This is a genomic window from Paenibacillus mangrovi (genome assembly GCF_022898935.1).
GTDB classification, from domain to species: domain Bacteria; phylum Bacillota; class Bacilli; order Paenibacillales; family Paenibacillaceae; genus Paenibacillus_AQ; species Paenibacillus_AQ mangrovi.
The window spans coordinates 42,723-54,652 of the sequence record NZ_JALIRP010000016.1 but is presented as its reverse complement, the minus strand read 5'-3'; the positions used below and the strand labels follow the sequence as shown (position 1 = coordinate 54,652).

The following is an 11,930-nucleotide window of genomic DNA, read 5'->3' as shown; positions in this document are numbered from 1 at the left end:
ACTCTAAAATAGAAAAAGAAATCATTAATGAAGCGAGGCTCTGATATGAAGCAGCTTACAATGACAGCGATGGGCGATTCGGCTTTGCTGATTCAATTCGGAGAGAGCATCGGGGAAGAAGTTAATGCCGAGGTTCAGGCAGCGGCTTCGCACCTGGAACGGCACCCATTTCCGGGTTTCTTGGAATGTATCCCATCCTTTACGACGTTAACGTTATATTATGATCTTCTGATGCTGGAACGGCCGAAAGGAATTGAGACCGTTTTTGAATATGTTTGTTCGATTGTGGAAGAACTGCTGCGGGACGCACCAAATCGTCCATCCCCCAAACGTAGGGTTGCTCTGATCCCGGTGTGCTATGGCGGTTTACACGGTCCAGATCTGGCTTATGTTGCCGAGGTGAACGGACGGAGTGAAGAGGATGTCGTCAGAATTCATACAGGACAGGATTTTTTGGTTTATGCGCTTGGTTTTGCACCCGGGTTTCCTTATCTCGGCGGTGTACCGGAAAGCATCGCTGCGCCAAGAAAAAGTACTCCGAGACTGAGCATACCCGCAGGTTCTGTAGGCATTGCCGGTACACAAACGGGTATATATCCGCTGCAAACACCGGGAGGATGGCAGATTATCGGCCGCACGCCGCTTGCCTTATTCCTGCCTGATCAGGACCCGCCCGTGCTGCTGGAAAGCGGTCAGCTGATTCGCTTTAAAGCCATAAGCGCAGCCGAATATAACAGGATTGCAGGTGAACGGGAATGAGTCTAGAGGTTTTGAAAAGAGGGCTGCTAGCAACAGTTCAGGACATAGGGAGAAGGGGATACGGCAAATTCGGTGTCGGCACCTCAGGGGTTATGGACAGTTATGCTTACAGCTTGGCCAATTGGCTTGTAGGTAATAATGGCGAGGAGGCGGCGCTTGAAATCACCTGGTATGGTTTTGCAGTAAAGTTCCTGAGCGATACGTTGGTTTCCATAACGGGGGCAGACTTAGCTCCGGAAAGCGGCGGTTTATCTGTACCGATGTGGCGACCTGTATTCTTTCGTCAGGGCAGTGAGCTGATATTTAAACGTCCGGTTTCCGGATGCCGGTCGTATGTGGCCGTCTCCGGCGGAATCGACGTGCCCGAAGTGATGGGCAGCCGCAGCACCAATTTACGGGCAGGTATTGGCGGTTTGAACGGGCGAGCCCTGGAGTCCGGGGATGTAATACATATACAGCATAGCGCTTCTTCATATATACGTTTATCCGATCGGTCAGAGAATTCCCCTTTTCAAACGGTGAAATGGTCGGCTGCTCCCCATATGACTTACGGAGGCTCTCAGGTGATCCGGGTCACGCGCGGACGCCAATTCGAAGATTTCCATCAGGAAGCCAGGGATCGCTTTTTCCAAAGTGAATATTCAGTTAAACCGGAATCGGATCGGATGGGTTACAGACTGTCAGGTCCCGTTCTTGGAATGGAATGCCCGCGTGAGTATATTTCTGAAGGTGTAGCAGCGGGAACCGTGCAGGTGCCTGCAGACGGGCAGCCTATTGTTCTGATGGCGGACAGACAAACGCTTGGCGGTTATCCGAAAATCGCGCAGGTCGCTTCCGTAGATCTGCCCCGGGTTGCCCAGCTCCCGCCTGGAGGGCGCGTCCGTTTCCAGGAGATTTCCCACTCTGAGTCGGAACAGCTCTGTTTTGAACAGGCGCGTCAAATGAGGCTGCTGAAAACCATGATAGACTCCAAATTAAAGGAGGAAAACAATGCTGCGGATTGATTTGAATTGTGATATGGGTGAAAGCTTTGGCCGCTACGTCCTCGGAGCCGACAAAGATATGATGGATGAAATTACGTCTGCCAATATCGCATGCGGCTTCCATGCGGGAGATCCCTCTGTCATGAGAAAAACGGTACGTTTGGCGATAAGTAAAGGTGTGGCTATAGGGGCACATCCGGGACTTCCGGATTTGGCCGGATTCGGGAGACGCCGGATGGAGGTGTCGCCGGAAGAGGTTTTTGACATGGTGACCTATCAGATTGGAGCATTGCAGGCTTTCGTCAAGCAGGAAGGCGGCGTCTTGAGTCATGTCAAAGCGCATGGCGCGCTATACAATATGGCAGCCGTGGAGAAGCCGCTGGCAGATGCATTGGCAGAGGCTGTCTATTCCGTGGATCCATCCCTGATTCTTTTCGGGCTTGCGGGCAGCGAGATGATAAGAGCGGGCAGATCTAAGGGCCTGCAAACAGCATCGGAAGTCTTTGCCGACCGGACCTATCAGGAAGACGGGACACTGACTCCAAGAAGCATGCCGGACGCATTGATTAAGGAGCCGGATCTAGCGGTTAAGCAGGTGCTGCAAATGGTGAAGGAAGGAACCGTTACTGCGTTTGGCGGCAAAAAGATTGAGATCGAAGCGGACACAGTATGCATTCACGGGGATGGGGAACATGCGCTATCCTTTGCCAAAATGCTGCGTTCGGCGCTCTATCAGGAGCAGGTATCCGTTCGAGCTTTTCAACCTTATTAACGACATAACAGGAGGAATTAACTTGAGAATTCTGATTACAGCATTTGAACCCTTTGGCGGAGATACGATCAATCCCACTCAGAAGTTGATTGGGGACATAGGCAAGGAGCCTGTCCAGGGAGCGGAGATCCATACGCTGCTGCTTCCGGTGGTTTTTGACGAATGCTCAGCCCAATTGATCCAAACAATCGAATCGATTGGGCCGGATGCGGTGGTTTGCTGCGGACTCGCATCCGGCCGGACGTCGATCACACCAGAGCAAATCGCCATCAATTTGAAAGAAGTCCCGAAGGAATCGACGGTCGCGGATAACAATGGAAACCGTCCTTACAACGAGGCTGTGAATCCGGAAGGTCCTGACGGTTTGTTTACCCGTTTGCCTGTCCGCGAAATGGTCGAGAGCATGAAAGAACAGGGTATTCCGGCTTCCATTTCCTACTCAGCCGGTACTTTCATCTGCAATAATACGATGTATGCGCTGCTGGACTACATACGGATACACAATCTCCCGATCGCAGGAGGATTTGTCCATTTTCCGGCTTCGGAAGAGATGGCTGCCTTGAAGCCAAGCCTCCCCTCGTTGTCGCATGATACCATGCTGAAGGGACTGCAGACGATCGTGCGTACACTAATGAAATAAATTTACATGACCTTACATCACGTTTCAGGCTTTTCCTTTTTTACGGAACTGGTGCGGGGATATGCTCTTATACTGCCTAAACTGCTGGATGAAGTAGCTGGAACTTGAAAAGCCTACCTCAAGCGCAATAGCGGTCATGCTCATATCCGTCGTAAGAAGCAGCTTTTCCGCCTCGGTGATCCTGATATAGCTTAAGTAATTCGTGAATGTCTTTCCCATGATCGCTTTGAATCTCCTAGAAAAATAACTGTAGCTCATATTGCACAAACGTGCCGCGGTCTGGGCATTGATATCGTTCATGTAGTTATAATCGATGTACTCAAACACCTTCTGTAGCATCTGGTAATCGCTGTCGTTCAGCGAATGCGCCACTTCCCAGCTCCAATGTTGGTGGTGAGTTTTTCGCAGAAACCATAAAAATACCCGGCAGATCAGCGTCCGTACAGCCAGCTCAAACCCGAAGCCCTTGGAGCTGAACTCTTCGTAAATCTCCTGAATAAGGGCGGGGATAGGGGTGTCTTTGATCTCAGGTTCTGTAAAAACTCTCTGTCCGCGGGAATCTGCGAGCGTGAAAGGCAATATGTATTTAGATTCGAGAATCGTACGAGAAGTAGAATAGAGAACCTCGGGGTCGAACTTCACCACGATATAAGAGACCTCCTCATCCATGGAATAGATGGAATGTGTCTCATGCGAATGGATTAAGATCAGATCGCCTTTGCCGAGAATATGGCATTCCGCGCCCAGATAGACCTTGGCTTTGCCTGAAAGGAAGTACAAGATTTCGATATAAAGATGCCAATGCGGTCCCACGATGCAGCGTTCCTTCTTGCTGGAATGGATCATGCTCTCATATGGGAAATGGATCGATCCGGCAGCAGAGCGGTTGGATTCGAAATACGGCTCAAGCATCATTTCTGCACCTCGTTTTCATTAGGACAAATATTTAATATTTTCGAATAGGTTCATTGTATTACGTATCCGGCGATTTTGGTATCCTTATCTTACTTGTTATATGGGAGGTGCAATTATATGGAAAATATAGCACTGCAGCTTTATTCTATTAAAGAGTTAACAAGCACAGATTTATTAGGTACGCTGAAAAAGGTGGCAGACATCGGATACGATGGCGTCGAGTTTGCCGGATATTTTGGGACTTCTGCGGCTGAACTGCGGAACGCTCTTGATTCATACGGCCTGCGGGCAGCCGGAAGCCATATCGGCATTTCCGACCTGACGCAGCAGCTTGATCAGACAATCGAATATTCGCTTACCATCGGGAGCCCATATATCATTTGCCCTGGACTCCCAGAAGAGATGCGTGAAAGCGCTGACAGCTATAAGCGGACTGCGGAACAGCTGGATCGGATCGGAGAACGCTGCAAGGAACAGGGCATTCGCTTCGGTTATCACAATCACGGAGTCGAATTCCTTAAATTTGAAGGACTCACCGGCTTGGAATGGCTGACCCAATACACGGATCCGGATCATTTATTCCTGGAGCTGGATACATACTGGGCAGAGCATGCAGGTTTCCGTTCCGTAGATTGGATCGAAGCATTCAAGGAACGCTGCCGTATTTTGCATATCAAGGATATGAAGAGTGAACAGGATAAACGAAACATAGAAATTGGCTCAGGGATAATGGATTTTGTGGCGATCACCGAGGCCGGTAAGCGTTACGGTGTAGAGTGGTATACGGTAGAGCAGGAGGAATTCGATATTCCTCAGCTGGACAGCATTGGAGCAAGTCTCCGTTACCTTCGACAAATATTATAAACTATGAATCCAGGGAGATGACGATAACATGGCTAAACAAGAACAGAAAATACTGCGTGTTGGCATTATCGGCTGCGGGGGCATCGCTAACGGCAAGCATATCCCGAATCTGCATGCGCAGAAAAACGTCGAATTGGTGGCATTCTGCGATATTATTGAAGAACGCGCGATTGAGTCCGCAGAGAAAATAGGCAAGGAAGATATCGACATTTACACAGATTATCGGGAGCTTCTGAAGGATGACAGTATCGACGTAGTTCATGTGTGCACACCTAATAAATCCCATTCCCACATTACGATTGCTGCGCTCGAAGCAGGCAAGCATGTAATGTGCGAAAAACCGATGGCCAAGACCTCCGAGGAAGCCCGGGCGATGGTGGAAGCGGCAAAACGGACAGGCAAAAAGCTGACGATCGGCTACGATAACCGCTACCGTCCGGATTCTCTGCTGCTGAAGAAAATCTGTGAACGCGGAGATTTGGGAGATATCTATTTTGCGAAGGCACATGCTATCCGCAGACGCGCTGTACCAACTTGGGGCGTATTTCTGAATGAAGAAGAACAGGGCGGAGGTCCACTGATTGATATCGGTACGCATGCGCTGGATTTGACGCTGTGGCTAATGGACAACTACAAGGTGAAAAGTGTGGTCGGCAACGTCTACTATAAGCTCGGTAGCAAGAAGGATGCGGCGAACGCGTGGGGACCTTGGGATCCGGAGAAGTTCACGGTTGAAGATTCCGCATTCGGATTTATCACGATGGAAAACGGTGCAACCATTGCGCTGGAATCCAGCTGGGCCCTGAACACATTGGATGTGGGCGAAGCCAAGGCAACGCTGTGCGGAACCGAAGCGGGCGCGGATATGCGGGACGGACTGCGTATCAACGGGGAAGAGCTGGGGCATTTGTACACGAAGCAGGCTGAGCTTAATTCCGGCGGAGTGAATTACTTTGACGGGAAGTCGGAAAGCCAGGCTGCCAGAGAGTGCAGATTTTGGATCGAGAGCATCCTGAACGACACGGAGCCGATGGTGAAGCCCGAGCAGGCGCTGGTCGTGACTGAAGTGCTAGAAGCGATCTATGAATCGGCACGCACTGGAAAAACTGTATATTTTGAATAGAGTAGAATAGAATGAAGGCTCACCCTTTATTAAGAGAGAGTGAGCTTTTTCTCATCAAGGATGGTCATTACGTGGCCGAGACGGCGAGAGCTGCAAGTTTCGCATTGGAATCGTAAATTTATACTATTAAAGTCGGCGTTTTCTGTGATAGATTAATGGAAAGATGTCCCAATATTAAAAAACGAGGTGTCTTAGATATGATTAGAATCGGAAAAATCAGTTATTGGCATGTTCATGCGTGGGATTATACCAAACAAGCCCAACAGCATCCGGAGGCCGAGATCGTAGCGGTATGGGATGAAAATCCGGAACGCGGGCAAGAAGCGGCGGACAAACAAGGTGTAACGTTCTATGCTTCATTGGATGAAATGCTGGCACGAGATGACATTGATGGGGTTATCGTGGATGCTCCAACACGTATGCACCGCGATGTTATGCTTAAGGCGGCTGCCGCTGGCAAGCATATTTTTACGGAGAAGGTTTTGGCGCCAACACTGCATGAGGTGAACGAGATCCTGGAAGCGGTAAAAGAAAATAATGTGAAACTAACGGTCTCCCTCCCAAGATTGAATGACGGCTACACACTTGCGATCCGGGAGATTCTTGACCAGGAGCTTCTTGGAAAAGTGACGATGGTGCGTGTTCGCTTGTCTCATAACGGCGCAACAGCCGGCTGGCTTCCGAACCATTTTTACAGTCTGGAGGATTGCCTTGGCGGAGCTTTGATTGACCTCGGCTGCCACCCAATGTATTTGACGCGGCTGTTCCTGAATGAGGAACCTATCGCGGTGAGCGCACAATTCGGCTATGTTACCGGCAAGGAAGTAGAGGATAACGCGGTTGCCACTTTATCCACGGCGTCAGGAGCTGTAGGGATCGTGGAAGCGGGTTTTGTGAACAACTTCTCTCCATTCTGCATCGAAGTTCACGGTACGGAAGGTACGCTTTTGTACGGAACGCCGGATGATAAGCTGCTGATCCGGACTTCACGTAAGGAAGAATATAAGAATGATTGGGTAGAGCTGACTGTTCCAGATAACCGGGAAAGTGCCTTCCATCAATGGATTGGACATATCCAGAACGATACGACGGCTGATGAGAATGTGGCTTATGCAGTAGAACTGACAAAGCTGATGGAAGCTGCGAATCAATCGGCGCGTGAACACCGAGGAGTCAAGCTGTCCGAACTGCAGGCTTAATCGACCCGAATGTGATGTATATCAGGAGGCAGATGCGAGGGTAATGATGGATGAGCTCTGCCTCTTTATGTGGATATGAAGAATACAATCTCATAGGAGGATGGCATTCTAGTGGGAAAAACGTACAGAATAGGCATTATTGGAAGCGGCGGGATTGCCGGAGAGCATGTTCGCACTTACAAAAAAATTGAAGATGTTGAAATCGTCGGTGTCGCCGATATTCTGCCGGGCAGGGCAGATCAATTTATTGAGCGCTGGGATCTCAAGCAGGCGAAGGGTTTTGATGATCACCGCAAGCTGCTGGAGATGGAGCTGGACGGTGTCAGTATCTGCACGCCAAACGTTGCGCACCATCAAACCACGATCGATTCTCTGCTTGCTGGCAAAAACGTTATGCTCGAAAAGCCGATGTCGGTTACTTTGGAGCAAGCCGTTGAAATGGTTCAGATCGCCAAGAAAACCGGAAGAATGCTCAACATCGGATTTCAGCCGCGTTATGACCCTAACATGGGCCTGATCAAGAATTTGGTTCAGCAAGGACAGCTTGGCAAAGTGTATTATGTGGAGACAGGCGGTGGACGGCGTCGCGGTATGCCAGGCGGAACATTCATCCGCAAGGACATCTCAGGGGCAGGTGCTATGGCTGATATCGGCTGCTATTCGCTCGACTTGGCGCTGAATACGCTGGGATATCCCAAACCACTGACCGTAACGGCATATACATCGAATTATTTTGGCGTGAATCCAAAATACCATCCGGAAGCGGCTCATTTCGATGTGGAGGATTTCGGTGTGGCCATGATCCGTTTTGAAGGGGATTTGGTGCTTAATTTTAAGACGTCTTGGGCCATGCATATGGATACGCTGGGGTCGACCATGTTCCTGGGAACAGATGCAGGCATGAAGGTTCTTCCAGGCAGCAAAGGGCCATGGGGAGGCGTATGGGACGGCAATGTCGGCGCCATATCCCTTTTTCATGATATCCAGGGTCACCACACGGAAAGCGTGATTCCGCTGATTGACCATAAGCTTAGCGTCTTTGAAGAGAAAATCAAGGATTTTGTCCGGGCGCTCCGCGAGGGAGGACCAGCACCGATCCCGGGAGAACAGATCCTCCGCAATCAAGCGATTTTGGATGGCATTCTGCGCTCATCGGAAACAAAGAGAGAAGTGGAAATTCATATACCAGAAATTTGATAACCTCGGTTACCCGTGAAACAGTCTGCAGCCTGATCAATTAGGTTCGCAGGCTGTTTTTTTGTACATGATACACAAGGAAACCACATTAATGATGAAAAGTGTTCTCAGGACATCTATAGAATTGATTATACAAGAGAGTTTGTTTTTCTTGCTGTGATGAAGTTCACGATTCAAAATAAGCTATCAAGCGATTACCCGGAGGTTTGGATGGACCAATTAAATTTATTAAAGTTCAGTTCAAGTGATTTTGATCGTTATTTCAGTCTTGTATCCAATGAAAAGTCATGGCAAGAATTACCGAACGTGCAATTCCGTACGAAGAGGCCCGAAGAAATTTTCAAAAGCTGTTAAATCGAAATGATAAATTCGAATCTTTTGGGACGTACAAAGTGCAGCTCAGTGGTGAATTTATAGGACTCGGAAGCTTAATTCTGAACGAAGAGAATACCAGGGAAGCCGAACTAGGTTATATGCTGTTGCCGGAATTTTGGGGAAAGGGATATGGCAGTGAGATGGCGGGGATTTTAGTGCGGAGAGCTCAGCAAGTTTCTTTAACCTCCTTAACGGCCATCATCGATCCTCATAATATACCTTCACGAAAAATATTATTGAACATGGGATTTATATCCGAAAAAGTTTGCGAAATCGAAGGCTTGCCTGGAGAGATTTTTTGTAAGGTTTTATGAGGCTGGCTTCGGCCAATATAGAAAGGCGACGAACGTGCTGCTCGGCGTGTTGAGAATCATTTTTTTCTGTACGCTGAAGACCGTAGGCTTGTCCATATTTCTTTCTCGCGATGTTTTCAGTCAGTAATTTTGCCTGTGACGATGTTATCTTTTTCCGGTAAAAGGGCAAACCTGAGAAAAGGAACCGAAAACATCTACAGGAGGAACAATCAGCATAATGAAAAAACAAGTAATCTGCCTGAGCGTACTCAGCACACTCGTATTCGGGGCTGCTCCAATGAGTCCGTCCGTATGGGCGAAGTCAGAGGAAATGCAGTTGAAAACAACCATCATCGACTCCAAAGGAGTCCAGGTAGGAACTGCCGTCTTGACACAAAAAGGGGACGCTGTGCAGATCCATGTCGAAGCGAAGAATCTTCCTCCGGGAGAGCATGGCTTTCACTTTCATGAAACCGGTAAATGTGATCCGCCGGACTTTATGAGTGCTGGACCTCACTTCAACCCGCAGGGTAAACAGCATGGCTTCAAGAATCCAAAGGGATTTCATGCTGGTGATCTGTTCAATCTTCTTGTAAAAGAGGACGGTACGGTAACGGCCGATCTGGAGAGTAAGACAGTCACATTGAAAAAGGGTGTAGCGAATTCCCTGCTGAAGGAAGGCGGCACAGCACTCATGATCCACGAAAAAGCCGATGATTACGTTACCGATCCTACTGGTAATTCAGGAGCCCGGATTGCCTGCTCGGTGATCCAATAAATATGACTTGAAAGGCAGCCGAAACTTTTGGTTTTGGCTGTTTTTTTTGCGCCTGTGACCTGATTTATTGGTAAAATGCTGAAAATTCTTCGTTGACCTCATCCGTATGCTGTGATAGATTCAAGAAAGAAAATATTAAATGGATGGATTTACTCGGAATTAAACAAAAAAGCATGACAACGTGAGGTGGATAGGTTGGAGCTTCAAGTAACGAACAGTCCTTTTAATCAAGAGCAAGCGGATTTATTGAATCGTCTGCTGCCGACTCTTACCGGAGTGCAGGCAAGCTGGCTGAGCGGATACTTGGTCGCAGTTCAAGGTACCGGTACCACACTTCAAGTACAGTCCAATCCAGCATCTGCTGCTGTTCTGAAGGCCGCAGTATCCCAGGAAGTGACCATTCTGTTCGGTTCACAGACCGGCAACTGCAGCGGACTCGCCCAAAAGCTATCCAAAAAGCTGAAGGAACAGGGCGCGCTGGTTACGGTTTCCTCCATGAGTGATTTCAAGCCGAACAACTTGAAAAAGCTTCAGAATCTCCTGATTATCGTCAGTACACATGGGGAAGGAGAACCGCCCGATAATGCCATTTCCTTCTATGAATTTCTGCACGGCAAACGCGCTCCTCAGCTGGATGGGATGTCTTACTCCGTGCTTGCGCTGGGTGACACTTCGTACGAGTTCTTTTGTCAAACAGGTAAGGATTTCGATAAACGTCTGGAGGAGCTGGGCGGTAAAAGACTTGCTGACCGCGTAGATTGCGATGTGGATTTTGACGAATCGGCCGCAGAGTGGATGTCTGAGGTGCTGAAAGCGCTAAATGCAGGAAATCCTTCCGCCTCTTCGAGCTTACAAACTGCAGGCAGTTCTTCGGCAATGGAAACGGAATCCGAATTTTCGAGAACCAATCCTTTTCATGCGGAAATTCTGGAGAACTTGAATTTGAATGGACGTGGCTCAGGTCGCGATACACGTCATGTTGAAATATCACTGGAAGGCTCCGGCCTTCAATATGAACCCGGCGATAGTCTGGGTATATACCCGGAAAATCACCCGGAACTCGTAAATGAGCTGATCGAGGCAATGGATTGGAATCCGGAAGAGTCAATCTCAGTGAACAAGCATGGAGATCAGCTTGCGCTCCGTGAAGCGCTTCTTCGGCATTATGAGATTACGGTTCTGACGAAGCCGCTACTTGCACAGGCCGCCGAACTGTCCTCGAACGCTCAGCTGAAGGAACTTCTTGAACCGGGACATGAGCAGGAGCTTAAAGGGTATCTCGGAGAGCGGGATTTACTGGATCTAGTGCAGGATTACCAGCTGAAGGGGATATCTGCGCAGAGTTTTGCCGGTGTATTGAGGAAGCTTCCTGTGCGGCTTTATTCCATTGCGAGCAGCTCTAAGGCATATCCGGACGAAGTTCACGTCACCGTTCGTACCGTGCGTTACGATGCCTATGGACGAGACCGTTATGGCGTCTGTTCGGTACAGCTAGCAGAGAGACTGCAGTCGGGAGATTCCGTCCCGGTGTTCATTCAACATAATCCGAACTTTAAGCTCCCGATGAACCCGGACATACCGATCATTATGATCGGTCCCGGTACAGGCGTCGCTCCCTTCAGAGCTTTTCTTGGAGAGCGGGAAGAGAGCGGAGCAGAGGGCAAAACCTGGCTGTTCTATGGTGACCAGCATTTCTCTACAGATTTCCTATATCAGACCGATTGGCAGCGTTGGCTTAAGGATGGTGTGCTCTCCCGCATGGATGTAGCTTTTTCCAGGGATCAGGACCAAAAGGTCTATGTTCAGCACCGAATGCTTGAAAAAAGCCGCGAGCTATATGAATGGATCCAGGAAGGAGCTTGCGTATATGTCTGTGGAGACGAGAATAAAATGGCTCATGACGTTCACGCTGCCCTTGTGGCCATTCTTGAACAGGAAGGCGGCCTGAGTTCGGAAGCGGCTACGGAGTATCTGCTTCAGATGCAGCAGGAGAAACGTTTTCAGCGGGATGTATACTAGGCCTGCAGAATCC

General features: G+C 49.1%; 11 protein-coding genes and 1 pseudogene. 11 read left to right on the top strand and 1 reads right to left on the bottom strand.

Annotated features, from left to right (window positions below; translation table 11 throughout):
- Positions 1–45: 45 nt before the first annotated feature.
- From pxpB to MUG84_RS24880, 4 genes are read left to right on the top strand one after another with little or no spacing between them, the layout of a single operon-like run.
- Positions 46–759 carry a 5-oxoprolinase subunit PxpB gene (pxpB, locus tag MUG84_RS24895; protein WP_244730472.1) on the top strand — a complete coding sequence of 238 codons (714 nt, stop codon included), beginning with the start codon at positions 46–48 and terminating at the stop codon, positions 757–759.
- Positions 756–1,763: a 5-oxoprolinase subunit C family protein gene (locus tag MUG84_RS24890; RefSeq protein WP_244730470.1), complete on the top strand. Its 1,008-nt coding sequence runs from the start codon at positions 756–758 to the stop codon at positions 1,761–1,763. The genes pxpB and MUG84_RS24890 overlap by 4 nt, the downstream gene beginning before the upstream one ends.
- Positions 1,750–2,514, top strand: coding sequence for a LamB/YcsF family protein (locus MUG84_RS24885; protein ID WP_244730468.1), 765 nt, complete (start codon positions 1,750–1,752; stop codon positions 2,512–2,514). Before MUG84_RS24890 ends, MUG84_RS24885 begins: the two co-directional genes overlap by 14 nt.
- Positions 2,515–2,536: 22 nt before the next feature.
- Positions 2,537–3,154, top strand: coding sequence for a pyroglutamyl-peptidase I (locus MUG84_RS24880; protein ID WP_244730466.1), 618 nt, complete (start codon positions 2,537–2,539; stop codon positions 3,152–3,154).
- Positions 3,155–3,178: 24 nt separating this feature from the next.
- On the opposite strand, the gene MUG84_RS24875 is transcribed toward MUG84_RS24880, so the two are convergent.
- On the bottom strand, positions 3,179–4,069 hold the full coding sequence (locus MUG84_RS24875) for an AraC family transcriptional regulator (protein WP_244730464.1): 891 nt from the start codon (positions 4,067–4,069) through the stop codon (positions 3,179–3,181).
- Between the two features lie 117 nt (positions 4,070–4,186).
- On the opposite strand from MUG84_RS24875, the gene MUG84_RS24870 reads away from it, so the two are divergent.
- From MUG84_RS24870 to MUG84_RS24840, 7 genes and pseudogenes are all read left to right on the top strand, one after another.
- Positions 4,187–4,933 carry a sugar phosphate isomerase/epimerase family protein gene (locus MUG84_RS24870; RefSeq protein ID WP_244730462.1) on the top strand — a complete coding sequence of 249 codons (747 nt, stop codon included), beginning with the start codon at positions 4,187–4,189 and terminating at the stop codon, positions 4,931–4,933.
- Between the two features lie 28 nt (positions 4,934–4,961).
- Positions 4,962–6,056: a Gfo/Idh/MocA family protein gene (locus MUG84_RS24865; protein WP_244730460.1), complete on the top strand. Its 1,095-nt coding sequence runs from the start codon at positions 4,962–4,964 to the stop codon at positions 6,054–6,056.
- A 197-nt stretch (positions 6,057–6,253) separates the two neighbouring features.
- On the top strand, positions 6,254–7,255 hold the full coding sequence (locus MUG84_RS24860) for a Gfo/Idh/MocA family protein (RefSeq protein WP_244730458.1): 1,002 nt from the start codon (positions 6,254–6,256) through the stop codon (positions 7,253–7,255).
- Positions 7,256–7,366: 111 nt separating this feature from the next.
- The gene (locus MUG84_RS24855) at positions 7,367–8,452 is read left to right on the top strand and encodes a Gfo/Idh/MocA family protein (RefSeq protein ID WP_244730457.1); all 1,086 of its coding nucleotides are present in this window, start codon (positions 7,367–7,369) and stop codon (positions 8,450–8,452) included.
- A gap of 210 nt (positions 8,453–8,662) precedes the next feature.
- Positions 8,663–9,141, top strand: a pseudogene (locus tag MUG84_RS24850) (GNAT family N-acetyltransferase).
- A gap of 217 nt (positions 9,142–9,358) precedes the next feature.
- Positions 9,359–9,898, top strand: coding sequence for a superoxide dismutase family protein (locus MUG84_RS24845; RefSeq protein ID WP_244730455.1), 540 nt, complete (start codon positions 9,359–9,361; stop codon positions 9,896–9,898).
- A 195-nt stretch (positions 9,899–10,093) separates the two neighbouring features.
- Positions 10,094–11,917, top strand: a complete 1,824-nt coding sequence (locus MUG84_RS24840; RefSeq protein WP_244730453.1) for an assimilatory sulfite reductase (NADPH) flavoprotein subunit — start codon at positions 10,094–10,096, stop codon at positions 11,915–11,917.
- Positions 11,918–11,930: the final 13 nt, after the last annotated feature.